The organism is Sporichthyaceae bacterium (genome assembly GCA_036269075.1).
Taxonomy (GTDB): Bacteria; Actinomycetota; Actinomycetes; order Sporichthyales; family Sporichthyaceae; genus DASQPJ01.
The window spans coordinates 39,672-64,437 of the sequence record DATASX010000007.1; the positions used below are offsets into that span (position 1 = coordinate 39,672).

Annotated in this window: 21 protein-coding genes and 1 other RNA gene; 8 read left to right on the top strand and 14 right to left on the bottom strand. The window is 70.5% G+C overall.

What is annotated here, in order from left to right; translation table 11 throughout:
• The 6 genes from VHU88_01430 to VHU88_01455 are packed head-to-tail and all read right to left on the bottom strand — an operon-like array spanning position 1 to position 6,281.
• The gene (locus VHU88_01430) at positions 1 to 903 is read right to left on the bottom strand and encodes a DUF1295 domain-containing protein (protein HEX3610325.1); all 903 of its coding nucleotides are present in this window, start codon (positions 901 to 903) and stop codon (positions 1 to 3) included.
• A 4-nt stretch (positions 904 to 907) separates the two neighbouring features.
• Positions 908 to 2,188: a cyclopropane-fatty-acyl-phospholipid synthase family protein gene (locus VHU88_01435; GenBank protein ID HEX3610326.1), complete on the bottom strand. Its 1,281-nt coding sequence runs from the start codon at positions 2,186 to 2,188 to the stop codon at positions 908 to 910.
• Positions 2,185 to 3,465, bottom strand: coding sequence for a cyclopropane-fatty-acyl-phospholipid synthase family protein (locus VHU88_01440; GenBank protein HEX3610327.1), 1,281 nt, complete (start codon positions 3,463 to 3,465; stop codon positions 2,185 to 2,187). Before VHU88_01440 ends, VHU88_01435 begins: the two co-directional genes overlap by 4 nt.
• A 2-nt stretch (positions 3,466 to 3,467) precedes the next feature.
• The gene (locus VHU88_01445) at positions 3,468 to 4,271 is read right to left on the bottom strand and encodes a DUF1365 domain-containing protein (GenBank protein ID HEX3610328.1); all 804 of its coding nucleotides are present in this window, start codon (positions 4,269 to 4,271) and stop codon (positions 3,468 to 3,470) included.
• Positions 4,272 to 4,279: 8 nt separating this feature from the next.
• On the bottom strand, positions 4,280 to 5,557 hold the full coding sequence (locus tag VHU88_01450) for an FAD-dependent oxidoreductase (GenBank protein HEX3610329.1): 1,278 nt from the start codon (positions 5,555 to 5,557) through the stop codon (positions 4,280 to 4,282).
• A gap of 40 nt (positions 5,558 to 5,597) precedes the next feature.
• Positions 5,598 to 6,281, bottom strand: a complete 684-nt coding sequence (locus VHU88_01455) for an alpha/beta fold hydrolase (protein HEX3610330.1) — start codon at positions 6,279 to 6,281, stop codon at positions 5,598 to 5,600.
• A gap of 192 nt (positions 6,282 to 6,473) precedes the next feature.
• Here VHU88_01455 and VHU88_01460 point away from each other — a divergent pair, with 192 nt between their 5' ends.
• Together VHU88_01460 and VHU88_01465 are read left to right on the top strand one after the other, a co-directional pair.
• A complete protein-coding gene (locus VHU88_01460) occupies positions 6,474 to 6,890 on the top strand; it encodes a hypothetical protein (protein ID HEX3610331.1) in 417 nt (138 codons plus the stop codon).
• Positions 6,891 to 7,192: 302 nt separating this feature from the next.
• Positions 7,193 to 8,083 (top strand): cellulose-binding protein, encoded by an 891-nt coding sequence (locus tag VHU88_01465; protein ID HEX3610332.1) that lies wholly within the window; start codon positions 7,193 to 7,195, stop codon positions 8,081 to 8,083.
• Between the two features lie 89 nt (positions 8,084 to 8,172).
• Here the strand turns inward: VHU88_01465 and VHU88_01470 are convergent, their stop codons facing one another.
• Both VHU88_01470 and ssrA read right to left on the bottom strand, forming a co-directional pair.
• Complete coding sequence (locus VHU88_01470; protein ID HEX3610333.1) at positions 8,173 to 8,589, bottom strand: DJ-1/PfpI family protein; 417 nt, start codon at positions 8,587 to 8,589, stop codon at positions 8,173 to 8,175.
• Between the two features lie 860 nt (positions 8,590 to 9,449).
• Positions 9,450 to 9,831: a transfer-messenger RNA gene (ssrA, locus tag VHU88_01475) on the bottom strand.
• A 187-nt stretch (positions 9,832 to 10,018) separates the two neighbouring features.
• Between ssrA and VHU88_01480 the strand changes: the two genes are divergently transcribed.
• The gene (locus VHU88_01480) at positions 10,019 to 10,882 is read left to right on the top strand and encodes a glycerophosphodiester phosphodiesterase family protein (GenBank protein HEX3610334.1); all 864 of its coding nucleotides are present in this window, start codon (positions 10,019 to 10,021) and stop codon (positions 10,880 to 10,882) included.
• Here the strand turns inward: VHU88_01480 and smpB are convergent.
• The 5 genes from smpB to prfB form a co-directional block, all read right to left on the bottom strand.
• Positions 10,873 to 11,349, bottom strand: a complete 477-nt coding sequence (gene smpB / locus VHU88_01485) for an SsrA-binding protein SmpB (protein ID HEX3610335.1) — start codon at positions 11,347 to 11,349, stop codon at positions 10,873 to 10,875. The genes VHU88_01480 and smpB overlap by 10 nt on opposite strands.
• 102 nt (positions 11,350 to 11,451) lie before the next feature.
• A complete protein-coding gene (locus VHU88_01490) occupies positions 11,452 to 12,711 on the bottom strand; it encodes a M23 family metallopeptidase (GenBank protein ID HEX3610336.1) in 1,260 nt (419 codons plus the stop codon).
• Between the two features lie 104 nt (positions 12,712 to 12,815).
• Positions 12,816 to 13,724, bottom strand: coding sequence for a permease-like cell division protein FtsX (ftsX, locus tag VHU88_01495; protein ID HEX3610337.1), 909 nt, complete (start codon positions 13,722 to 13,724; stop codon positions 12,816 to 12,818).
• Positions 13,721 to 14,410: a cell division ATP-binding protein FtsE gene (gene ftsE, locus VHU88_01500; GenBank protein ID HEX3610338.1), complete on the bottom strand. Its 690-nt coding sequence runs from the start codon at positions 14,408 to 14,410 to the stop codon at positions 13,721 to 13,723. Before ftsE ends, ftsX begins: the two co-directional genes overlap by 4 nt.
• Positions 14,411 to 14,514: 104 nt before the next feature.
• A complete protein-coding gene (prfB, locus tag VHU88_01505) occupies positions 14,515 to 15,618 on the bottom strand; it encodes a peptide chain release factor 2 (GenBank protein ID HEX3610339.1) in 1,104 nt (367 codons plus the stop codon).
• A 39-nt stretch (positions 15,619 to 15,657) separates the two neighbouring features.
• Between prfB and VHU88_01510 the strand changes: the two genes are divergently transcribed.
• The 5 genes from VHU88_01510 to VHU88_01530 all read left to right on the top strand — a co-directional run bounded on the left by VHU88_01510 (position 15,658) and on the right by VHU88_01530 (position 22,983).
• Positions 15,658 to 16,467: a tryptophan 2,3-dioxygenase family protein gene (locus tag VHU88_01510; protein HEX3610340.1), complete on the top strand. Its 810-nt coding sequence runs from the start codon at positions 15,658 to 15,660 to the stop codon at positions 16,465 to 16,467.
• A 182-nt stretch (positions 16,468 to 16,649) separates the two neighbouring features.
• Positions 16,650 to 16,904: a hypothetical protein gene (locus tag VHU88_01515; protein ID HEX3610341.1), complete on the top strand. Its 255-nt coding sequence runs from the start codon at positions 16,650 to 16,652 to the stop codon at positions 16,902 to 16,904.
• A 14-nt stretch (positions 16,905 to 16,918) separates the two neighbouring features.
• Positions 16,919 to 17,608, top strand: a complete 690-nt coding sequence (locus VHU88_01520) for a class F sortase (protein ID HEX3610342.1) — start codon at positions 16,919 to 16,921, stop codon at positions 17,606 to 17,608.
• A gap of 79 nt (positions 17,609 to 17,687) precedes the next feature.
• Positions 17,688 to 22,478: an NAD-glutamate dehydrogenase gene (locus VHU88_01525; GenBank protein ID HEX3610343.1), complete on the top strand. Its 4,791-nt coding sequence runs from the start codon at positions 17,688 to 17,690 to the stop codon at positions 22,476 to 22,478.
• A 34-nt stretch (positions 22,479 to 22,512) separates the two neighbouring features.
• Positions 22,513 to 22,983 carry an SRPBCC family protein gene (locus tag VHU88_01530; GenBank protein ID HEX3610344.1) on the top strand — a complete coding sequence of 157 codons (471 nt, stop codon included), beginning with the start codon at positions 22,513 to 22,515 and terminating at the stop codon, positions 22,981 to 22,983.
• Between the two features lie 112 nt (positions 22,984 to 23,095).
• Here the strand turns inward: VHU88_01530 and pruA are convergent, their stop codons facing one another.
• Entirely contained in the window at positions 23,096 to 24,721 is a 1,626-nt protein-coding gene (gene pruA, locus VHU88_01535; protein HEX3610345.1) for an L-glutamate gamma-semialdehyde dehydrogenase, read from the bottom strand.
• Between the last annotated feature and the right edge of the window lie 45 nt (positions 24,722 to 24,766).

A 24,766-nucleotide genomic window follows, 5' to 3' on the forward strand; every position in this document is an offset into this window, starting at 1 on the left:
TCACTTGCGGCGGGGCGGCAAGGGGACGAAGGCAGAGGTGCGGGCGACGTACTCGGCGAATCCGGGCCTGCCCGCCATTCGCTTCTCGGTCAACGCGGCGCCGCTGCCCTTGGTGAGGAACAGCGTCATCACCACCGGGGACAGCACCGTGAGTGCCCCCCATTTCCCCGAATCGGCAGCGACCAGCCAGATCCCCCACCACACGCACGCGTCGCCGAAGTAGTTCGGGTGCCGCGTGTACCGCCACAGGCCGCGGTCCATGATCCTGCCCTGGTTCGGCGGGTCGGCCTTGAACTGCTTCAACTGCCAGTCGCCGACGGCCTCGAAGAACAGACCGATTGCCCAGATCACCAGCCCGAGAAGGGCGATTCGTCCCAGGCCTTGCTCGTAAGACGAAACGCCGAAGCCGTTGCAGCGTGAGCCGGGCGGGCCCAGGCAGGGGTAGATCGGGCCCGACTCGAAATGCCGGTAGTACTGCGCAACCTGCACCGGCAGCGAGATGAACAGGATCAGCAACGCCTGCGAGCCGTAGATCATCCGCAGCGCGTAGGAATTCCGCGTCGCCTGCGGGACCTTGCTGAGCAACGCCTCGTATCGCGGATCCTCGCCGTGCCCGGCGTTGCGGCGGCCGATGTGCCAGGCCAGCCGACCGCCCCAGAGGAGAACCATCAAGGTGATCAGCCACCGCCGCGACGCGTTGCCCGCGTCGTGCGAGACCAGGAATGTGACTGCCGCGACCGTCACGAAACCAAGACCCCAAGCCACGTCGACCACGCTGTGCTTGCCCAGTTTCCGAGCCAGTACGAACGTCAGCCCGAACAGGACCACCAGCGCGACCGCGGATGCGCCTAGTCCGGCAGCGAAGCGGGCCCCGGAGAAGTCGAAGCAGTCGTAGCGGCGCACGACCTCAGCTTGTCCCGAACCCGTCGTCGCGCACCGGCGGCATGCCGGACACCCCGGCGGCGGAGCGCTTGACGCACAGGATCTGGTCCACGCCCATACGGCCCTCCTCGAACACCAGTGCCCCGCCGACCAGGTAGAGCCGCCAGACCCGGGCGACCTCCTCGCCGACCAGGTCGACGACGGCCACCCAATTCTTCTCCAGCGTCTCCAGCCAGGCTCGCACGGTCCACACGTAGTGCTCGCGCAAGGCGTGGACGTCGCGGACCTCCAGGCCCGCGTCCTCGAGCAGACCGACCGCCTCGCCAACCGGACGCATGTGCATGTCCGGAGCGATGTAGCACTCGATGAACGCGCCGCCGCCGGGTCGGTCGCGCCGCGACATCTGCTGAACCAGAACCCGGCCCCCCTCCCGGACGCAGCGGTGCAGAACGCCGGCGAAGGCCGGGTAGTTCGCGGCGCCGACGTGTTCCCCCATCTCGATCGAGGTGACCGCATCGAACCCCGACTCCGGGATCTCGCGGTAGTCCTGCAGGCGGATCTCGACCCGGTCGGCCAGGCCACGCTCCGCGACCCGGGCCAGCACGAAGTCCTGCTGCTCCCGCGACAGTGTGACGCCGATGACCTGCGCCCCGTAGTGCTCGGCAGCGTGCAGGGACAGCGAACCCCAACCGCAGCCGATGTCCAACAGCCGAGATCCCGGCGCCACATCGAGTTTGCGGCAGATCAGGTCGAGCTTGTCCCGTTGCGCGTCGGCCAGCGTGTAGCCCGGGTCCGTCGAAGTGAAGTACGCGCAGGAGTAGGCCATGTGTTCGTCCAGCAGCAGGGCGTAGAAGTCGTTGGACAGGTCGTAGTGGTGGGAGATCGCGGCCCGGTCGCGCAGCCGCGAGTGCAGGACGCCGGTCAGCTTGGCCTGCGAGGCCGGCGCCTTCGGCCGCGGGCCGATCGCGCCCAGGCGGGCCGCAGTCCCTGCCGCGGCAGCGATCTGACGTGCTGTCAGCTTCGGAGCGACCAGCTCACGCTCCCGGATGGCCGCCCAGATCAGCTGGAGACCCTCGGTGAGGTCACCCTCGGCGTCGATCTCGCCAGTGATGTACGCCTGCGCGAGCCCGAGCTCGCCCGGCTGCCAGAGCAAGCGACGCAAGGCTCGGCGCGAACGCACCAGCACCCCGGGCGCGTCGACCGGACCGACCTCACTGCCGTCCCAGGCCCGAATCCGGATCGGCAGGCTCCCCCCGAACAGCGGCTCGAGCAACGCGGCGAGTCGGTGCGCCACGCTTTGCTTCACAGTTCCCCCTTGGCCAGCACGAATTGGTAGACGTCGAGATACCGCGACCGGAAGCCGGCCTCCGAGTAGGCCAGATAGAAGGTCCACATCCGACGGAACGTGTCGTCGAAGCCGAGCGCGTCGACCTGACCGGCCCGCTCGGTGAACCCCTCGCGCCAGATCCGTAGCGTCTCGGCGTAGTGCAGACCGAAGCCGTGCCGGGAAACGACCCGCAAGCCGGCCGCGGACGACGACTCCTCCACCGAGGTGACCGAGGGGATCAGACCGCCGGGGAACACGTACTTGTGGATCCAGGTGTAGGTGTCCCGGGAGGCGAGCATCCGGTCGTGGGGCATGGTGATTGCCTGCAGCCCGACCCGGCCGCCGGGGGCGAGCACCCGGTCCAGCGTCGCGAAGTACTGCGGCCAGAACTCGAAGCCGACCGCCTCGATCATCTCCACCGAGACCACGGCGTCGTAGCTGCCCTGCACGGCGCGGTAGTCGCACAGCTCGACGTCGACCCGGTCGGACAGCCCGGCGGCGGCGATCCGCCGCAACGCCAGCGTGCGCTGCTCCTCGGACAAGGTGATGGAGCGGACGGTGGCGCCGCGGGCACCAGCGCGCAGCGCGAGCTCGCCCCAGCCGGTGCCGATCTCCAGTACTCGCGAGCCCGGCCCGACCCCGGCGGCGTCGAGCAGTCGGTCGATCTTGTGCCGTTGTGCCTCCGGGAGGTCGCCGAACCCGGCGCGAGCCGCGATCTCCACCGACCCGTCGCCTGGGCCGAACAGCGCCGAGGAGTAGGTCATCGACTCGTCGAGGAAGAGCGTGAAAAGATCGTTGGACAGGTCGTAGTGCCGGGAGATGTTGTTGCGGGCGTTGCTGATCGTGCCGCGGTCGCCGCGCGGGTGCCGGTGCACGGCGATGTCGCGCAGGCGCTGCAGCGGCGGCGGGATCAGGCTGGCCATGCGCCGGCAGAACACGGTGAGCACCGCGGGCAGGTCGGTGGCGGTCCAGTCCTCGGCCAGGTAGGCCTCGCCGAAGCCGATCAGCCCGCCGGCGCCGAGGCGGCGGTAGAGCGCCCACGGCCGGATCAGCAACATCACCGGATCGGCCGCGTCCCCGGCGCCGATGTTGCGGCCGTCCGGCAGCAGGATCCGCAGCGGGAGGCGCGCGGCAACGCGTTCGAACAACCCCTGCGCGACGCGGGTACGCAGGCCGCCGGGCGGCAGCGTCGCGACGTCGGGCCATCGCGCCGCGTCGACCTCCGTGCGGTAAGAACCGCGCCGGGGCGTCGTCATGCTCACGCTTCGACCTCGCTGCGCTCGTTCATGGCGACCTCCTGCTGTGCGGCGTGCGGCGGACGTGGGGCGACAGGCAGGCGACGCAGCCACAAACGCACGCCCTGGTAACGGATCTGGGCGGCGACGGTCAGGGTGACCAGCGGCACCCGGGCCACCGCGCGCAGCAGGTTCGCGGTACCGGCCGGGCGCCGACAGCCGCGCAGCGCGGCCACGAACGGCCGGTCCTGCCCGCGCAGCAGTTCGATGCTCAGCGCCAACCGCTCCCCCGGGATCGGCAGCCGCATCCGGTAGTTCCCGTCGACCGGGTAGAACGGCGAGACGTAGAACTCCTTCGCGAATTCGGCGCAGCCGTCGAGGTCCGGGCGCAGCAGGTAACGGTGCCGTTGGCCGTAGGTGTTGTGGACCTCGGCGACCACGCACACCAGTCCACCGTCCGGGTCGTGGCACCAGTAGACGGACAACGGGTTGAACACGTGTCCGAGGACGCGGGCGTTGGCCAGCATGAGGATCCGGCCGCCGGCCAGCTCGACGCCCTCGGTCGCCAGGTAGGCGTCGAGGTTGGCGCGCAGCGACCGGTCCGGCCGGCCGAGGTGGTCGGCAGCCCGGAACTCCGCGAGCTTGCGCACCGGGCGAGGCAGGCGCGGCAACCGGTCCAGGTCGACCAGCCAGCTGTAGCTGCGGTAGCGGAACGAGTTCTCGACCGGCGTCCGCCGGGCGTGCGCGACCACGGTGTCGTAGATCGCCGCGCCACCCCACCGATCGGTGGGATCTGTCGCCACCGAGGCCTTCTGACGCTCCGTCACGTCCGCGGTCACCACCGGCCGCCCAATCGGAGCGCGGCGCGCAACCCGGAGGCCGCGCCGTCCTCGTGGAAGCCCCAGCCGTGGTAGGCCCCGGCGAACGCGACCCGGTCGTCGGCCAGGTCCGGCAGCCGGCGCTGAGCGGCCACCGACTTCGGCGTGTAGACGGGGTGCTCGTAGAGCATCCGGGCGATGACCCGAGCGGGGTCGACGCTGTCCGGGTCGTTGAGGGTGACCACATAGCGGTCCGGGCCGGGAAGGCCCTGCAGGCGGTTCATGTCGTAGCTGACCCGCACCCGGTCCGGGGCGGCCGTGCAGTCGGCCAGCCGGTAGTTCCAGGACGCCTGCGCGCCGGCCGACCGCGGCAGCGGCTCGGGGTCGGTGTGCAGGACGGTGTGGTTCGCCGAGTAGGGGAACGCGCCGAGCACGTCGCGCTCCGCGGTGGTGGGCGCGGCCAGCAGACGCAATGCCTGGTCCGGGTGGGTGGCCACGACGGCGGCGTCGAAGCAGGCGAGTGAGTCGGCGTCGTCGCGGATCTCGACCCCGTCGGCCGTCCGGCTCAGCACCCGCACCGGGGTGGCGGTGGCGACGGCGGACAGTTCCTTCGCGACCGCCTCGACGTAGCTGCGCGACCCGCCGACCACGGTCCGCCAGCGCGGCGCACCGGTGACCCGGAGCATCCCGTGGTTCTCCAGGAACTCGAACAGGTAGCGCGCCGGGTAGTCCAGCACGCTGCCCGGGGCGCATGACCAGACCGCGGCGACGACCGGGACGAGGAAGTGCGACCGGAAATAGGTCGAGTAGCCGCGAGCGGCGACGAACTCGCCCAGGGTCGGCTCGGCGCCGACGGCCGGGCGACGCAGCAGCGCGCGTGCGTCGCGGTGGAACCGCGGCACCTCGGTCAGCATCCGCAGGTAGGCCGGGCGCAGGTTGCTGCGCTGCGGGAACAGGCCGCGTACCCCGCGGGCCCCGGCGTACTCCAGACCGCACCCGTCGCACCGGACCGACATCGACATGTCCGAGTCGCGGGTGGCCACCCCGAGCGCGGCGAACAGGCGCAACAGCGTCGGATACGTCCTCTCGTTGTGGACGATGAACCCGCTGTCCACCCCGATCGTGGCAGCGCGGTGGATGACGTCATGGGTGTGGGCGTGACCGCCCAGGCGGTTGTCCGCCTCGTAGAGGGTGACGTCGGCGCTGCGCTGCAGGACCCAGGCGGCGGTCAGGCCGGAGACCCCCGCGCCCACGACCGCGATCCGGCGACGCGGCGCCCCCGAACTGACCTGCACCGCTTCGACCCTCCCGGCTTCCGGATCGACCGACGTCGGCTCACCCGAGGTCGGCATCGTCACCTGCCAGGTTCGACGCGACGGTGCCGGCGGCTTGCCCGTCGGCGGCGAGCACCTGCGCCAGGAACGCGGTCACCGCCCGACGCCGGCGCCGCCGGCGCCGCAGCATGAAGTGCCCGACCCCGGGGACCGGCACCCAGGTCGCGTCCCCACGCGCGGCAGCGACCCGCTCGATGTACTCCCGTGAGGCGGCGGGGTCGGTCCAGCGGTCGGCGGTGCCGTGCATCACCAGCAGGCGACCGGTACCCAGCGGGACCTGGGACTCGCCCGGCGGCAGCCACGGGGCCAGGGCGATGGTGGCGACCACGTCCGGCTCGGCGAGCAGTGCCAAGGCGGTGCGGCCGCCCATCGAATGGCCCAGCAGCACGACGGGCACGCCGGGGAACTGCCGACGCAGCTCGTCCAGCGCCCAGCGGGCGTCGCGCACCGGGGCCGGCTGCGCTCCGTTCCAGCCGCGGACCCGGTACCGGAGCAGGGCGGTGGCCACCGACCGACCGACCGGGCCGTGCCGTGCCGTCCGGCAGAACGGCACCATCCGCAGGTAGGAGAGGTTCCACGGGCGGACCGGCGAACTGCTCTGCGCCCGGCCACCGGGCAGCACAAGGACAACCAGTCGCGTCGTGTCCCGGGCCGGGCGGACCGACAGCCCCGGTGTTCGCCCCATGTGCTGCCGCTCCCCGCGATCGGTTCTTCTGCCCAGTTATTCGGTGAGCGACCCGAGCCGGGTTGGCGGCGAACCGCGATCGGTCCGGAACAACCGGCCGGACCGGTCGCGGAGAACGCTCACGCGCGGACAGCGGACGTGTTTTGCTGGAAGCAGTCACCGGCCGTACCAGGCAGCCCGAACGGATCGACCGTGTCCGAGAACAGGACGCTCCCGTTGCCCGACCCGGGGCCGGTGGCCCCGGGGGCGCAGGAGCACGCCCGGGCCGCCCGCCGCCGCCTGCACGTGCATCAGGTCCAGTGGGTCGTGCTGACGGCCTTGGTGGCGCTGAGCGCGATTCCGCGGGTGATGCCACCGGCGCTGAGCCCAGTGCTGGCGGTTGTCGGAGCGGTGCTCGCTGTCCGCGGCGGCCTGCGCGCGCGGGCCCAACGCACTGCTCTGCTCGCCGCACGCGGGCCGCAGCCGACCACTGATCTGGTGGCCACCGTCACCTGGCGGGCCGACCCCCGCGGACCGGTGGCCGCGGGGTTCCGGCGGGCCTGCAACTGGTGGCTGCTCTGGGTGGTCGGGGCGCTTGCCTACCTCGGCCTGCGGATCTGGTTGCGGTGATCATGGACGAGCGCGGCCGGTGGGCGTTCGAACACGGCGCGTGGGCGCAATTCGGACATTTCCGGTGGAAAGTCGTGATCCCCGCAATTCGGAGCAATTTCCGATATGGACCATCGGTGATCTTCCGCCCTCTTCGAATGTAAAAAATTGCCGTCTCCGCCCGGCAAATTTCGTCTTGTCCGGCGGAACGGCCACAACCCTGCAACTCTTTGGATCAAGGCGAAAGACCGGGGGCCCGCCCACCGACGCCACCGCACAAGACAAAACTTCACGTCCGTGCTGACGAAGGATCTGTGACACCCATGACCATGAACCCCACCGCGCCGTCCTTCGACACCGCGATGCGCGGTTACGACCGGACCGCCGTCGACGCCAAGGTCTCCGCTCTTTCCGCCGAGCGGGCTGCCTTCGAGCGTCGGGCTGCCGAGCTCCAGCGCGAGATCTCCCGGATGAACGGCACGATGGGCCGCCCCGACGACAACTCGCCCTACTACGTGACCGTTTCCCGCCAGCTCGAGAGCATCCTGAAGTCCGCCGACGACGACGGCAACCGCATCACCCAGGAAGCCGCCGCCGTCGGTCGCCGCGACCGTGAGATGGCTCAGGCTGCCGCGGACTCGATGCGCGCACGGATGAACGAGGAGGCCGGCAACGCCGAGGCCGCCGCCCGCGAGGCGCAGATGCAGATGATCGCGCAGGCCCAGCAGGAAGCGCAGATGATCCGCCAGCAGGGCGACGACAAGGCCGCCCGCATTGCCGGCGGTGCCGGTGAGGTCGTCGAGGCTGCCCGCGCCCACGGCGCCCAGCTCGCCACCGACACCGAGACCCGGATGACCACCCAGCGCGAGCAGTTCGAGCGCGACGTCGTTGCCCGGCAGGAGACCGCGGAGCGTCGTCTTTCCGAGACCGCTCAGCTGGCCGCCCAGATGAAGGCCGAGTCCACCCAGATGACCGAGGACTCGCAGCGCGCCGCCCAGGCCCTCATCGAGGCCGCCCGTGCCGCCGCCCGCGAGCTGGTCGAGGAGACCTCCGAGCGCGCCGCCCGCCTGGGCCAGGAGGCCGAGCGCGAGGTTGCCGCCCTGACCCACCGTCGCGACAGCATCCAGGCCCAGCTCTCGACCGTCCGGGAGACCCTGGCCAGCCTGTCCGGCTCCGCCGCCCTGGCCGCCCTGACCCGGGCCAACGGCAAGTAGTCCCTGCGAACCCCACCAGGGGGCGGCACCCACTCGGGTGCCGCCCCCTCGTGTTTTCCCAGGCCTATCTCCTCAGGCCCCACCACTCTTCAGGCCCCACCACTGCTGGGCAGAGTTGCAACTCGGGAGGCGTTTCCCGCCGCCTCCCAACCGCTCCCGTTGCAACGTTGCCCAACAGTGGCCCTCCTGTCGATGCCGGTGCACACGCTCGTCACCCAGTCCGCCGGCTCGGCCACCTTCGCCAGCCACGCGAGCAATTGCGGGTTCTCCGCCTCACGGCGGATGCCCAGGCCACCGGGCACCAGGACGAAGTCCAACGGCGGATGGCTGTCGAAAGTCGTCTCCGGGATGATCCGCAGGCCCTTGCTGCACCGAATCGGCTGCGAGCCGGCGGCCACGAGCACTGCCCGGTCCGGCGCTTCGCCGGGCTGTTCCCGCAGCGCCGCCGAGGCGGTGAACACCTCCCAGGGCCCGACGAAGTCCAGCTCCTCGACATCGCGGAACACCAGCAGACCGATGGTGAACGACGACGCCCGCGTTCCTCCCGTCCAACGGAAGTCGCAGGCTACCCGCGATCGACCGGCACCGGGTCGACCGAGGGAAATGACGAGGCGTCAGGCCCGGGCGAAGAAGCACCAAGGCCTTCTCGCCGGGAGCGACCCAGGTGCTGACGACGCCCTCGCGGTTGAACACCTTGTAGAACTCGTGGTGCCTCCGCTGGATGCGGACCTGGATCGTCACGTTGTAGGGCGGCGGCGTGCGCCACCCGAATCCGACGTTGCACAGACCGGGCAGAACCGGCGCCCAGTCCGAGCATTCGCCGGACTTGGTGAAGTCGGCCAGGTCGTTCTCCCGGATTCAATTCGCCGGGATTGGTCCTCTGTGTCCGTTTCCGAGGTGGTGCCAATTGGCGCCTTTCACCCCGGCTCCGGAAAGCCCACTCCACCGAACGGGGGCCCAGTTATCACCGGGTCGCGGCAAGCGATCGCAAGCTTCCCCCAGGTTCGGCAACCTGCCACCGGCAATCCGAAACATGCCCAGGGGGCCCAGCCCGAAAGGGCCTCGCGCCCGCGAAAGGTGTGCAGAGCTGAACGCGCCCCCACCAAGTGGCTGGAGCCGGCGAGCGATACGGCACGGCGCGGACGCCCCACCCAGGGGCGGAGCCGGCGAGCGCAGCGAGCACGGCTGAACCCGCCCCCACCAAGTGGCTGGAGCCGGCGAGCGATAGCGAGCACGGCGCGGACGCCCCACCCAGGGGCGGAGCCGGCGAGCGCAGCGAGCACGGCGAAGCGCGACGCGACGCGACGCAATGAAATGACGAGGCGAGGTGGCCCGCGCTTTCCGCGGGCACACCTCACCTCTCGACTCGTGGAGGTGGCGGGAATTGAACCCGCGTCCTACGGCACCGATCCAGGTCTTCTCCGGGCGCAGCCTGCTGTTGATTTTCTCAGCCCCGAGGAGTCACACAGGCAAGCTCCCCGACAGGCTCAGTCACTGTTTGATGTCCCAACCGTCCCCGTGACCGGGTCGGAGGGTAAGCCCTCTAGCTGATGCCAGACACCGGGTCGAAGGCACTCCCCGGGCTGACAGACCTCCTAGTGCTCTACCGTCAGGCGGCGAGAGCGAGGTCGCGCTGGTTATTAACCTTGGCGCTTATTTTTTTTGCGAGGCATGGTTAACGAGATCGTCCCCGCATCCTCGGCCCGCTTCTCCTGCACCGACATCCGCAGTCGAAACCGATCACCCCCTGTTGAGTTGTGCGCCCCGGGTCGGCTCGTGGCCTGCCGGGACGTCTCCAGGATAGCGCCTGGGACCGACGGTTGGCTGGGCCGATCGCCAGGGGGCGGGTTCACCCGAACGGCCCACGACGTATTCGAGGGCGGCGCTCCGGGTCGAGCATCTGCACTGGGATCGGCGCACTTTCGGGGGCCGAAGATGAAACTCGACGCGATTGTCCGCGGTGCCCGCGAACGCGGCCCCGTGCTGATGACCGTGGCCTGCGCGGCGGCCACGATCTTCATCCTGTCGTTGGGCCCGGGAACGTTGACCAGTCACGCCATCGCACGTCCGGCGGCGCGAACCGTCGCCGCAGCGGCGCCTGCGCCGCGGATCCAGGTGATCGGGCAACGTGGCGGCTCGGACTGGGGTGCGGCCGACACCGTCGGCGCGATCGGCAAGGCTGCCGCGGCCGGGGTCGACGGTGTCGAGTTCGACGTCCGGATGAGCTCCGACGATCGTCCGGTGGTGTTCGCCGACGAGTACCTCGGGAAGGCCACCGACTGCCGCGGCGCCGTCGCACACCTGACTGCGGCTGCGCTGACGAGGTGCCGGCTCAGGAGCGGCGGCACGGTCCCGACGCTGGACGCGGTGCTGGCCCGGATCGCGCCCACGCCGACCCACGTCTACCTGAACGTCGCATCGTCCACCACCCTGGCCCAGGCGCACCGGATCATGGACGTCGTCACCGTGCACGGGATGGCCGACCCCTGGCGGCTCACAGTGCTCAGCTCCGACGCGCAAGTCCTGGCGCAGATGCGCGTCACCGGCGCCCGAGACCTCGGGCTGGTCTTCGCCGACGCTGCCGGCTGGAAGGCCCCGTACCGGGTGCTGGTGGTCTCGGCCGCGAAGCTCGACCCCGCTGCGGTGACCGACGCGCAACGGCGCGGACACTTCGTGATCGTCGTCGAGGACCACCCCACGACGCTGGCGCAGGTGGCCCGCCTGCACCCGAACGCGTTCCTGGCCGACAAGGTCCGGGCCGCCCTACGGGCGTTGGCGGCCGCCGCGGCTCATCCGTAGCGACGGTTGCGGCGGCTCATCTCCCGGGCCATCTCCCGGGTTGCCTGCCGTTCGGCCAGCGCCTCCCGCTTGTCGTGCTGCTTCTTTCCGCGGGCCAGCGCCAGCTCCACCTTGGCCCGGCCGTCGGAGAAGTACATCGAGAGCGGGACGATCGTCAGCCCGGACTCCCGGGTCTTCTGGGCCCAGCGCTCGATCTCGGCCCGGTGCAGCAGCAGCTTGCGGATCCGCCGCGGTTCGTGGTTGGTCCAGGTGCCCTGGGTGTACTCGGGGATGTGGACCGCGTGCAGGTACATCTCCCCGTCACGGAATGTCGCGAACCCGTCGACCAACGACGCCCGACCGGCGCGCAGCGATTTCACCTCGGTACCGGTCAGCACCAGCCCGGCCTCGTAGGTGTCCTCGATGAAGTAGTCGTGCCGCGCCTTCTTGTTCTGCGCCACGAACTTGCGGCCCGGCTCCTTGCCCATGGCGGGAGAGCTTACAAACGATTGAGGCGAGCGGAGCCGAACAAGCGAGCTTGCGAGCCTGTTCGGGCTCCCGAGCCGATTGAAGTCTGTTGTCCGCAGGGATCATGAGGCGTCCCGCAGCGCGCGCAGCCAGCTCATCGGGTTGACGAACTTCCCGTCGACCAGCACCTCGAAATGCAGGTGCGGTCCGGTCGTCCAGCCGGTGTTCCCGGAGTAGGCAACCACCTGACCGCGCTTGACCTGCTGGCCCTTGTGGACCACCCATCGACTGAGGTGGTTGTAGGTGGTCACCAGGTAGACGCCGCCGACCAGGCCGTGGTCGATGATGACCCGATTTCCGTAGGCGACGTTGTGCAGGTCCTCGAGCACGACCCCGTCGGCCGCGGCGCGGACCGCGGTTCCGGAGGGCACCCCGAAGTCGGTACCGGTGTGCAGCTTCCAGCGGTGCAGGATCGGGTGGTACCGCATGCCGAACGGTGAGGTGATCGGGCCGATCACCGGGAAGCTCAGGATGCCGTCGCCGAGCGGGACGGGCAGACCGCGGTGCGCGCGCCGGGCGGCGGCGGCCCGTTCGGCGATCTCCTTGGCCAGCCGATTGGACTCGGCCTCCTCGGCGGCGAACGTCGCCTCGACCGCGGCCTTCAGTTTCTCCGCGTCGCCCAGTGCCTTGCCGCGTAGGGCGATCAGGTTCTCGACGTCGGTGTTGGCGTCGTCGGCGTCGGCCGCAGCCTGCCCACCGCGCTCGACGGCGTCGTGCGCGGCCTGCGTGTCGATGCGCTGCTGCTCCCGCAGCGCGACCAGACGGGCCTGCTGAAAGGCCAGCGAGCGCCGTTCCGCGTCGAGGTTGTCGAGGGTCGCGCGCTCGGAGCGGGTGACCACCCGGGCGAACTGCAGCGCCGAAATGAAGTCCTGCGGGCTGCGGGCCCCCAACGCCACCCCCAACCGGGCCAGGTCACCGCCGATGTAGACCTGCCGCGCCAGCGCCCCGACGGCGGAGCGGTGGGCGAGCATGTCCTCGGTGACGTGATCGGCGGTCATCGCGGTCCGCACGCCCTCGATCGACGTCTGGGCCAGCCGCGTAGTGGCGGCGGCTTCGGCGTCCTTCGCCCCGGCCAGCGCCTGGCGGGCGGAGGCCAGTCGGGCCTGGGCGACCGGCAGTTTGGCGTTCGCCGAGTCCAGGGCAGTGGTCGCGGCCACCACCTGCGCGGCGCTGACCTGCACCGCGCTCTTCAGCGCCGCGACCTTGGCGTCGACTGCCTTCTTCTTGGTCCGGGGGTCGTCGCCCGCGACCGCTGCCGGAACGACTGCCCCGACCAGGGTCGTGACCGCGAGCGCCGTAGTGACAACCCGCCCCAGACGCACGACAACCACCACCCCAAAGACCCCACCTGTATCACCAGTATCAGGGTCAGCCGTGAAGAGGCGGGCGGGCCACGCCGGACCCAACGGGTCATCCACCCCAGCGCTCAGACGCGCAGGTAGCGCCGCAGCGTGACGGCCGAGACCAGCGAGGAGACCCCGACGCCGAGCAGGAACAGCCACGGCACGGTCGCCGCGACGGCGCCCCAGCCGATGAAGTTCGTGAACTGGAAGTTCGGCCTCAGGTAGTGGTCGACCCCGCCCCACTTGGCCAACGAGACCAGCACGGTGGCCAGGCACGCCCCGACTCCCCCGGCGACCGCGCCCTCCAGGATGAACGGCAGCCGGATCGAGAAGTTCGAGGCGCCGACCAGGCGTTTGATCCCGGTCTCCCGCCGTCGGCTGAATGCCGAGATGCGGATCGTGTTGATGATCAGCAGCAGAGCGGCGGCCAGGATGATCCCGGCCAGCAGGAGTGCCCCGACCGACACCGCGCGCAGCACCCGGAAGAACGGCTCGAGCACCTTGCGCTCGTCCTGCACCTGCTCGATGCCCGGGCGGCCGTTGAAGGCGCTGTAGATGATGTCGTACTTGGTGGGGTCGGACAGCCTGACCCGGAACGACTCCGGCATCTGGTCCGGGGTGATGTTGTCGGCGATCGCCGAGCCGGAGAACTGCGTCTTGAATCGCTGATAGGCCTCGGTCTTGGACTCGTAGTACACCTGCGAGACCAGCGGCTTGAGCTTGGTCAGGTCGGACTGGATCTCCGCCTTCTGGGCGTCGGTGACCGCCCCGCCGTGGCAACTCGCGGTCGTCGAGTCGGGCAGGCAGAGGAACAGCGAGACCTCGACCTTGTCGTACCAGTAGCCCTTCATCGTGTTGACCTGCTTGCCGGTCAACAACGCCAGCCCGAACAGCGACAACGCCACCGCGGTTGTGATCACCACGGCGATCGTCATCGTCAGGTTGCGTCGCAGCCCCGCGATGATCTCCGCGGTGACGAACGAGAACCTCACGCCGTGTACCCGTACACGCCGCGGTCCTGGTCGCGGACCATGCGCCCGTTGTCGAGCTCGACGACCCGCTTGCGCATCTGATCGACGATCGCCTGGTCGTGGGTGGCCATCACCACCGTGGTGCCGGTCCGGTTGATCCGGTCCAGCAGCTTCATGATCCCGACCGAGGTGTTGGGGTCGAGGTTCCCGGTCGGCTCGTCGGCGATCAGGATCAGGGGCCGGTTGACGAAGGCCCGGGCGATCGCCACCCGCTGCTGCTCGCCGCCGGACAGCTCGTCGGGCATGCGGTCGGCCTTGTCTGCCAGGCCGACCAGATCGAGCACCTCGGGGACGACCTTGCGGGTCAGCCCGCGCGACTTGCCCAGCACCTCCAGGGCGAACGCGACGTTCTCCTGCACGGTCTTGTTCGGCAGCAACCGGAAGTCCTGGAACACCGCCCCGATCTGGCGCCGCAGCGCCGGGACCTTCCAGTTCGACAGCCGGGACAGGTCCTTGCCGAGCACGTGGATGGCACCCTGCGAGGGCCGCTCCTCCTTGAGGATCAGCCGCAACATCGTCGACTTGCCCGATCCGGAAGCCCCGACCAGGAACACGAACTCGCCCTTGGCCACCTCGAGGGAGACCTCCCGCAGCGCAGGCTGATCCTGGCTCGGGTAGATCTTGGTGACGTTCTCCAGACGGATCATGGGACTGGTATCGCTCTCCCCGGGCGATGTGCCGGCGTGCCCGACACCTCGATATTAGGCGCCGAGACGAAACGGGCGCCCCCGATCCCGCCCGGTGTCGGGGCTCAGTCGCCGGAGCGTCGCCAGCGGATCCCGGCCTCGATGAAGTCGTCGATCTCGCCGTTGAACACGGCCGTCGGGTTGCCGACCTCGTGCTCGGTGCGCAGGTCCTTGACCATCTGGTACGGATGGATGACGTAGGACCGCATCTGGTTCCCCCAGGACCCGGACGAGTCGTCCTTGAGCGCGTTGATCTTGGCCTGCTCCTCGCGGCGGCGGACCTCGAGCAGCTTGGCCTGCAGGACCTCCATGGCCCGGGCCTTGTTCTGCAGCTGCGAGCGCTCGTTCTGGCAGGACACGACGATGTTGGTCGGGATGTGCGTCAGCCGGACCGCCGAGTCGGTGGTGTTGACGCCCTGCCCACCCGGGCCCGAGGAGCGGTAGACGTCGACCCGCAGTTCGTCCTCGGGGATCTCGACGTGGTCGGTGTGCTCGGTGACCGGGACGACCTCGACCGCGGCGAACGAGGTCTGCCGGCGGCCCTGGTTGTCGAACGGCGAGATCCGGACCAGCCGGTGGGTGCCCTGCTCGACCGACAGCGTCCCGTAGGCGTGCGGGGCGTGGACCACGAACGTGGCCGACTTGATGCCGGCCTCCTCGGCGTAGGAGGTGTCGTAGACCTCGGTCTTGTAGTTGTGCCGCTCCGCCCAGCGCAGGTACATCCGCATCAGCATCTCGGCGAAGTCGGCGGCGTCGACGCCACCGGCCTCGGAGCGGATCGTCACCAGGGCGTCACGGTCGTCGTACTCGCCCGACAAGAGCGTGCGGACCTCGAGATCGCCGATGTCCTTGGTCAGCGACGCCAACTCGACCTCGGCCTCGGCCCGGGTGTCGGCGTCGTCGGCCTCCTCGGCCATCTCCCAGAGCACGCCCAGATCGTCCAGCCGACGCCGGACCGAGTCGACTCGACCGATCTCGGAGGCGACCACCGACATCCGGCTGGTCACCTTCTGCGCCCGCTCCTGATCGTCCCAGAGGTTCGGCGCCCCGGCCTGCTCCTCCAGGTCGGCGTGCTCGCGCCGCAGCTTGTCGAGGTCGACGACGTGCTCGACGGAGGACAGCGTCGTCTCGAGCGCCTTGAGCGAATCAGTGAAATCGGGACCGGCCACCGTCCGACCCTACGCGGCGGCACCCCGTAGGGTCGCCGTGTGCCCGATGCGACGCCCACATCGTTCGGCGAGGACGGTGCGCGGCTGACCTACGGGTCGTACCTGCGGTTGCCCGAAGTGCTGGGTCAGCAACGCACGCTCGCCGACCCCCCGGCCCACGATGAACTGTTGTTCATCACCATTCATCAGGTCTACGAGCTGTGGTTCCAGGAAGTCCTGCACGAGCTCGAGGCGGTCCGGGCGGCCATGTTCGGTGATCGGCTGTGGCGGGCACGGCACCTGCTGTCCCGGGTCGCGACGATCGAGAAGGTGCTGATCGGCCAGGTCGACGTGCTGGAGACGATGACCCCGCAGGACTTCGGGGTGTTCCGCTCCCGGCTCGCACCGGCCAGCGGCTTCCAGTCCGCGCAGTTCCGGGAGATCGAGTTTCTGTCCGGGGCCAAGGACCCGGAGTTCCTGGAACGCTTCGTCGGGCTGACCGACGCCGAGAAGCAGCGGCTGGAACGGCGCCTGGCCGAGCCCACGCTCTGGGACGGCTATCGGCACGTGCTCGCCGCCCGCGGTCTGGCGACCGAGGGCAGCACGCCCGACGGGCGGGCGGCGATCGTCGAGTCGCTGCTGACCGTCGCCGGCGACCGCGACTCCTACGGCGCCGAGTGGGACCTGGCCGAGGCCCTGCTCGAGCACGATGCGAACGCCTGGCTGTGGCGCTCCCGGCATGTGGTGATGGTCGAACGACAGATCGGCACCCGCTCGGGGACCGGCGGCTCCTCCGGTGGGCCGTACCTGCGCAGCCGGCTGCCGGTCCGGTACTACCCGGTGCTGTGGGAGCTGCGCGACCACCTCTGAGTGCATCGGTTCATCTGCTGTTGGGCCGGCGTGCGTGGCTTCCGCAGCCGCGCCCGCACCAGATTGTCCACCGCCGTCGGGCACGTGCCGGACGTCCTCCCCCGGGAAAGTTGGTTCGGACAATGAAGAGCGGTGCGGCGACCTGTGCGGTCGCGAGTCTTGCGTTTGTAGCCGCCACAGTGGTGAGCGGTGTCGGCCCGGCTGCGGCCGACTCGAAGCCGAGCCCGGCGGGGTCCGCCCCGAAGGCCGGCGCGGCCAAGGCCCAGGTGGCCGCCAAGCCCATGGGTGGCGCGAAGGCCGGTGGCGGGTCGACCGCAATCGCCGGTGCCGACCCGCGGATGGCGCTCGGTGTCGGCGCGGCCGGCGCCGGCGCGTTACTGCTCGGTGCACCGCTCGTGCTCCGGGCGCGGTCCCGCCGTCTGTCGGTAGCCCGCTGACCGGCAAGGCAGCCATGAAGCGTCACGCCCGCGCCGGGCTGATCGGCGCGGGCGTGGGGCTCTTCACGGCCGGGATGGTCACGATCGTCGAGGCCGCGATCACGCCGCCGCAAATGCATTCCAGCGCCCCGATGCCGGCCGCGGGCCCGGGGGGACCCGCGCTGCGCACGGTGCGGCTGGGTGTGATTGTCCACGTCGACCCGACGCCGGGGCTGCTGGCCGCCTCCGCCCCGGTGCGCATCGACATCGCCGCGATCGACGTCCACGCCCCGGTGATCCCGCTCGGCCTGGCCGACGACGGCACCCTCGAGGTGCCCGCGCCAGGACCCGGATACGGCAACGTGGCCTGGTACGACCGGTCGCCGAGCCCGGGCGAGGTCGGTCCGGCGATCCTCACCGGCCACCTGGACTCCGCCCACGACGGACCCTCGGTGTTCTACCGGCTCGGCGCGTTGCGGCCGGGCGACCGGGTCCGGATCACCCGGGCCGACGGCAGCCAAGTCACGTTCCGGGTGGCCACGGTGACCCGTTACCCGCAACGGAATTTCCCCGTCGAGGACGTCTACGGCAACCTCGACCACCCCGGACTGCGCCTGATCACCTGCGGCGGCGACCTGGACCCGCACACCCGGCACTACCTGGACAACGTCGTGGTCTACGCCGACCTCGACTCGGTCACCGACACCTCGGCCGTCGGCGCCTGATCGCGCCGGACCCCCACCGGCCGATCACCGGATGGCCGGTGTGGGAAGAATCGGGACTGTGGCAGCAGATGGATCACCGGTGACCCGACTGACCCCCGTCGAACTCGATGCGCTCGGCCGCGCCTACTGGCGGCACGTCGTCGCCGAGGACCTGGGCGGGCGAGGGCAGGCCGATCTGGCCGGCGCGGTGGCCTCGCACCTGGAGCTGGCGGCCAACCGGCCGCAGGGCACGGCCCGGGTCCGGGTCCGCACGCCGCTGGTCGAACCCGACGGGTGGTCGGCCGCGGGCCGGTCGGTGATCGAGGTGGTCACCGATGACATGCCGTTCCTGGTCGACTCGGTGACCTCCGAGCTCAACCAGGCCGACCACGCGATCGCGCTGACCGTCCACCCGCAGCCGGTGGTCCGCCGCGACGTGGCCGGCGGCTTGCTCGGCCTGGCCGACCTAGCGGCACCTGGCGCGGAGGACACCCGGGAGTCCTGGATCCACGTCGAGATCGCCCGGGTCACCGCCGACGAGGCGAGCGCGATCGAGACGGGCCTGCGCCGGGTGCTGTCCGACGTGCGCAACTCCGTCGAGGACTGGCAGAAGATGGGCGAGGCGGCGCTGCGGGCCGCCGGCGACCTGCTCGGCGGGCAGGCGGACCCCGAGGCGGCCGCCGACCCCGAGCACGGCGAGGCCGCGGATCTGCTGTGCTGGCTGGCCGACAACCACTTCACGTTCCTGGGCTACCGGGAATACGCGCTGGAGAACGACGACCGGGGCGCGGCGCTGGTCGGCGTTCCGGGCAGCGGGCTGGGGATCCTGCGCGGCGACGCCCCGCTCTCGTTCTCCTTCGACGCGTTGCCTCCCGAGATCCGCGAACGGGTCTGGGAGGACCCGCGACCGGTCATCGTGAACAAGTCGACCTCGCGATCGACCGTGCACCGTCCGGCCTATCTCGACTTCATCGGCGTGAAGCGGTACGACGATCGCGGCCGCGTGCTGGGCGAGCGTCGGTTCCTCGGGCTGTTCGCCCGCTCGGCCTACAGCGAGAGCGTGCTGCGGATCCCGATGCTGCGGCGCAAGGTCGACGAGTTGTTCGCGATCACCGGCTTTGCCCCGAACAGCTACTCCGGCCGCGACCTGATCGAGGCCGTCGAGACCTACCCGCGCGACGAGCTCTACATCACGCCGACCGCGCAGCTGGCCGACACCCTGCTGGCCGTGCTGCACCTGAAAGAGCGCCGCCGGCTGCGGCTGTTCCTGCGCCGCGACGAGTTCGGCCGGTTCGTCTCCGCGCTGGTGTACCTGCCACGCGACCGCTACGACACCACGAACCGGCTGCGCATCGAGGAAATCCTGATCGAGGAGCTCGGCGGGTTCAACATCGAGCACTCGGCCTGGGTGACCGAGTCGGTGCTGGCCCGGTTGCACTTCGTGATGCGGGTCGACCCGGATCGCACCGCGGGTCGGCAGGTCGACACCGCCGCGATCGAGGACCGCCTGGTCGCTGCGACCCGGACCTGGCGGGAGGACCTCGCCGAAGCCCTCGACGAACGCTACGACCCCGTGCGCGCAACGGAACTGACGGCGCGTTACGCCGAGGCGTTCCCGGCCGGGTACCGCGAGGCGAACTCCGCCTGGGCCGCCGTCGACGACCTGACCCGCCTGGAACGCCTGACCGGCAGCGACGACTTGTCGGTTCGGTTGTACGGGACCGAGGATGCCCGCCGGTTCACCGTCTACCGCCGTGGTGACGCGGTCTCGCTGTCCGAGTTGCTGCCGGTCCTGCAGCACCTCGGCGTCGACGTCACCGACGAGCAGCCGTACCACATCGCGTGCCCGGGACAGCCTGCTCCGACGTGGATCTACGACTTCGGGCTGGCCGCACCTGCCGAGGCGCAGCCGACCGCCGCGGTGCGGGAGGCGTTCTGCGAGGCGTTCCTGGCCGTGCGCCGCGGGCAGGCCGAGTCCGACGGCTTCAACCGCTTGGTACTGCTGGCCGGTCTGACGTGGCGTCAGGTCAGCGTGCTCCGCGCCTACGCGAAATACCTGCGGCAGGCCGGCACCACGTTCGGCCAGGAATACCTGGAGAACGTGGTCACCGCCCACGTCCCGATCGCCCGGATGCTGGTCCGGCTGTTCGAGGCGAAGTTCTCCCTCGACCTCGGCGCCGCCGACGCGGCCGACCGGGTCGAGGTACTCACCGCCCTGGACACGGACATCGCGACCGCGCTGGACGAGGTACCCAGCCTCGACGCGGACCGCATCCTGCGCTCGTTCCTGACGTTGATCCGGGCCACCACCCGGACCAACTACTTCGCGCCGGAGTCGACCGACCCGCGCCCGGCGTTGGCCGTCAAGCTCGACCCGAAGCAGGTCCCCGACCTGCCGGCACCGCGGCCCGTGTTCGAGATCTGGGTCTACTCCCCCGGTGTCGAGGGCGTCCACCTGCGCTTCGGCCCGGTGGCCCGCGGCGGACTGCGGTGGTCCGACCGGCGCGAGGACTTCCGCACCGAGATCCTCGGCCTGGTGAAGGCCCAGATGGTCAAGAACGCCGTGATCGTGCCGGTCGGCGCCAAGGGCGGCTTCGTGGTCAAACGCCCGCCTGCGCCGACCGGGTCAGCGGACGGCGATCGCGACGCGCAGAACACCGAGGGAATTGCCTGCTACCGCAGCTTCGTCGGCGCGCTGCTCGACGTCACCGACGACCTGCGTGACGGCACCGTCGTCCCGGCACCGCACGTGGTGCGGCACGACGCGGATGACGCCTACCTGGTGGTCGCGGCGGACAAGGGCACCGCGAAGTTCTCCGACATCGCCAACGAGATCAGCACCTCCCGCCACTTCTGGCTGGGCGACGCCTTCGCCTCGGGCGGTTCGGTCGGCTACGACCACAAGGTGATGGGCATCACCGCGCGCGGCGCCTGGGAATCGGTGAAACGACACTTCCGGGAACGCGGGATCGACTGCCAGAGCCAGGACTTCACCTGCGTCGGCATCGGTGACATGTCCGGCGACGTGTTCGGCAACGGGATGCTGCTGTCGCGGCACACCAGGCTGCTGGCGGCCTTCGACCACCGGCACGTGTTCCTCGACCCGGACCCGGATCCGGAGGAGTCGTTCGCCGAACGCACCCGGATGTTCGCGCTGCCGCGTTCGTCCTGGGCCGACTACGACACCCGCCTGATCTCGGCCGGCGGCGGGGTGCACCCGCGCAGCGCCAAGTCGATCCCGATCTCACCGCAGGTCCGCGCCGTGCTCGGGCTGGACAAGTCGGTGATCGCGCTGCCGCCGAACAACCTGCTGCGCGCGATCCTGCTCGCACCGGTCGACCTGCTCTGGAACGGCGGCATCGGCACCTACGTCAAGGCGAGCAGCGAGACCCACGCCGAGGTCGGGGACAAGGCCAACGACGGGATCCGCGTCGACGGCGCCGAACTGCGCGCCGCGTGCGTCGGCGAGGGCGGCAATCTGGGGTGCACCCAACGCGGCCGGATCGAGTACGCGCTGGCCGGCGGGCGGATCAACACCGACGCCATCGACAACTCCGCCGGCGTCGACACCTCCGACCACGAGGTGAACATCAAGATCCTGCTCGACGTCCCCGGCACCGAGGCGGCCGACCGCGCCAAACTGCTGGCCTCGATGACCGACGAGGTCGCGGCGCTGGTGCTGGCCGACAACTACGCGCAGAACGTGGCGCTCGCGGTTGCGGCCGTCCAGGCCCCGGCGCTGTTGCACGTGCACTCGCGGCTGATCCGCTCGTTGGAACGCGCCGGCCTGCTCGACCGGGCGATCGAGTTCCTCCCCGCCGACAAGGAGATCGCCACCCGCGCCGCGGACGGCCGCGGGCTGACCACGCCGGAACTCTCGGTGCTGCTGGCCTGGAGCAAGATCTCCCTCTACGACGAACTGCTCGGCGGTGACCTGCCGGATGCCCCGGCGCTGCGCGACGTCGCGCTGCACTACTTCCCCTCCGAACTGCACGACGCGTGCGTGCACTCCGTCGGACGTCACCCGCTGCATCGCGAGATCATCGCCACCGCGGTGGTCAACGACCTGGTCAACGACGCCGGAATCACGTTCGTGCACCGGGTCCGCGAGGAGACCGCGGCGGCCTCGACCGAGATCGTCCGGGCCTACCTGGTCGCCCGCGACGCGTTCGACCTCGAGGCGTTCCGGGCCGCGGTCAGCGAGCTCGACACCAAGGTCGAGGAGTCCGTGCTGACCGCGATGCGGTTGGCCGCGCGTCGGTTGGCCGAGCGGGCGACACGTTGGCTGCTGGCCAAGCGCCGTCCGCCGATCGACATCGGCGCCGAGTTGGCGGCCTTCGGCGCCCCCGTCCGTGAGGTGCTCGAACTGTTGCCGAAGGCGTTGTGCGGGCCGGACGCGCAGGCGTTGACCGCCCGCCGCGACGCCCTGGTCGACGCCGGGGTGCCGGCCGGGCTGGCGTTGCGGACGGCCGGGTTCGAACTGGCCTACGTGGCGTTGGACGTCGTCGAGGTGTCCCGCAGCCACAACCGCTCGTTGGCCGACACCGCGGCGGTGTACTTCCTGCTGGCCGAGCAGCTGGAGATCAGCGCGCTGCGGGCCGCGGTCGACGGGCTGCCGCGCGACGACCGCTGGAAGGCGATGGCCCGGGCCAGCCTACGCGCGGACCTGATGGCCGCGCATGCCGCGCTGACCGCCGAAGTGCTGGAGGCCGGCGGGCCGGGCTCGGCGCCGGCCGGGGCGTTCGCGGCCTGGCGCGCCGAGGCCGGCGACGCGGTGGACCGGGCCGGGGCGGTGCTGGCCGACATCGCGGGCGGTGCCGAGGCCGACCTGGCGGCCGCTTCGGTCGCCCTGCGCGCCTTCCGCGGTCTCTTGCGCGGCACGCTAATCTGACGGCGCGTCACCCACGGTCCCTAAGGAGCACATAGTGGCGGATCAGCAGCGCATCTCGGCGTCGGTCGACATCGCGGCACCGGCGGAGAAGGTCTGGGCAATGATCAGCGACCTGCCCCGGATGGGCGAGTGGAGCCCCGAGAACGTCGGGGGCAAGTGGATCGGCGGCGCCGCGAGTGCCGTGACCGGCGCCAAGTTCAAGGGCGACAACAAGAACGGCGGCAAGAAGTGGTCGGTCCCGGTGAGGATCACCGACGCGACCGCGCCCCAGCGCCTGGAGTTCGTGGTCGGCGTCGGCCCGGTCAAGGGCGCCACCTGGATCTACGACATCGCTGCGACCGCGAGCGGCTGCAAGGTCACCGAGACCTGGGTCGACACCCGCAGCGGGCCACTGAAGATCGACGCGATCGGCAAACTGGTCACCGGCGTCCCCAAGCGCACCGACTACGCCCGCACCTCGATCGAGACCACCCTGGCGAACCTGAAGAAGGCCGCCGAGAGCTGAGCGCGCCACCCCCAAAAGCTCCCACTTCTGCTGCGTGTCCCACCTATCGGACGACCTTGATACGTGGGACACGCAGCAGAAGTCGGGGGTTTGGGGGGGTGGGTGCGGTGGGTCAGTCCATGTGCGGGTAGCGCCACTCGTGCGGTGGCACGAAGTTCTCCTTGATCGAGCGTGGGCTCGTCCAGCGCAGCAGGTTCAGCGCCGAGCCGGCCTTGTCGTTGGTGCCCGAGGCGCGGGCGCCGCCGAAGGGCTGCTGCCCCACGACCGCGCCGGTCGGCTTGTCGTTGACGTAGAAGTTCCCCGCCGCGAACCGCAGGGCGTGCGCGGCCTCGGTGACCGCCGCCCGATCCGTCGCGAACACCGCCCCGGTCAGGCCGTAGGGCGAGCCCGTGTCGATCAGCTCCAGCACCCGGTGCCAGTCGCCGTCCGGGTAGACGAAGACGGCCAGCAGTGGGCCGAAGTACTCGGTCGTGAAGATCTCGTCGGTGGGGTCGCTGCCGAGCACGACCGTGGGGCGCACGAACCAGCCCTGCGAGTCGTCGCACTGCCCGCCGGCCACGATCCGGTTGGCCGGGCGCGACCGGGCGCCCTCGATCGCCGCGCTCAGTTTGCGGTAGGCGCGATCGTCGATGACCGCACCGAGGAAGTTGGACAGGTCGGCCACGTCGCCCATCGGCAGTGCCGCGGCGCCGGCGGCCAGGTCGTCGCCGATGCGGTCCCACACCGACTGCGCGACGAACGCCCGGGAGGCCGCCGAGCACTTCTGGCCCTGGTACTCGAACGCCCCGCGCAGCAGGGCGACGCGCACCGCCTCCGGATCGGCCGACGGGTGCGCCAGCACGAAGTCCTTTCCGCCGGTCTCGCCGACCAGTCGCGGATAGGTGCGGTAGCCGACGATGTTCTCCCCGACCGTGCGCCACAGGTGCTGGAAGACCCCGGTGGACCCGGTGAAATGGATCCCGGCGAGCTGATGGTCGCTCAGAACCACGTCGGAGACGGCTTTCCCGTTGCCGGGGAGCAGGTTGACCACACCCGGCGGCAGGCCCGCGGCCTCCAGCAGACGCATCGTCAGTTGCGCCGACAGCATCTGCGTGGTTGCCGGCTTCCAGAGCACGGTGTTGCCCATCAAGGCCGGGGCGGTCGGCAGGTTTCCCGCGATCGAGGTGAAGTTGAAGGGCGTGACCGCGTAGACGAAACCCTCCAGCGGCCGGTGGTCGGTGCGGTTCCACGTCCCGGGCGAGGAGACCGGCTGGCCGGCCCGGATCTGCTCGGCGAAGCGCACGTTCCAACGCCAGAAGTCGATGAGCTCGCAGGCTGCGTCGATCTCGGACTGCACCGCGGTCTTGGACTGCCCGAGCATGGTCGCTGCGTTCATCGCCGCGCGCCAGGGCCCGGCCAGCAGGTCGGCGGCGCGCAGGAACACCGCGGCGCGCTCGTCGAACGGCAGGTCACGCCAGGCGGGCCCGGCCCGCAGCGCGGCTCGCACGGCCGTCGTTGCATCGGCCTCGTCGGCCATACGACCGGTGCCGAGAAGCATCGCGTGCTCGTGCGGGGCGCGCACCTCGAAGCCGGTGCCCCCGCCGGTGCGCTGCTCGCCGTCGATCGTGGTGGTGAGCTCGACGCACTGACTGGAGACGTTCTTCAGCTCGGTGAGCAGGACACCGCGCTCCGCGGTGCCGGGCGCGTAGGACAAAGCGGCTTCGTTCCGCGGCGCGGGCACCGATGCGATTCCGTCCACGACCGTCCTCCCCTGGACGTGGGCGCGGCCAAGATCGCGCCCACG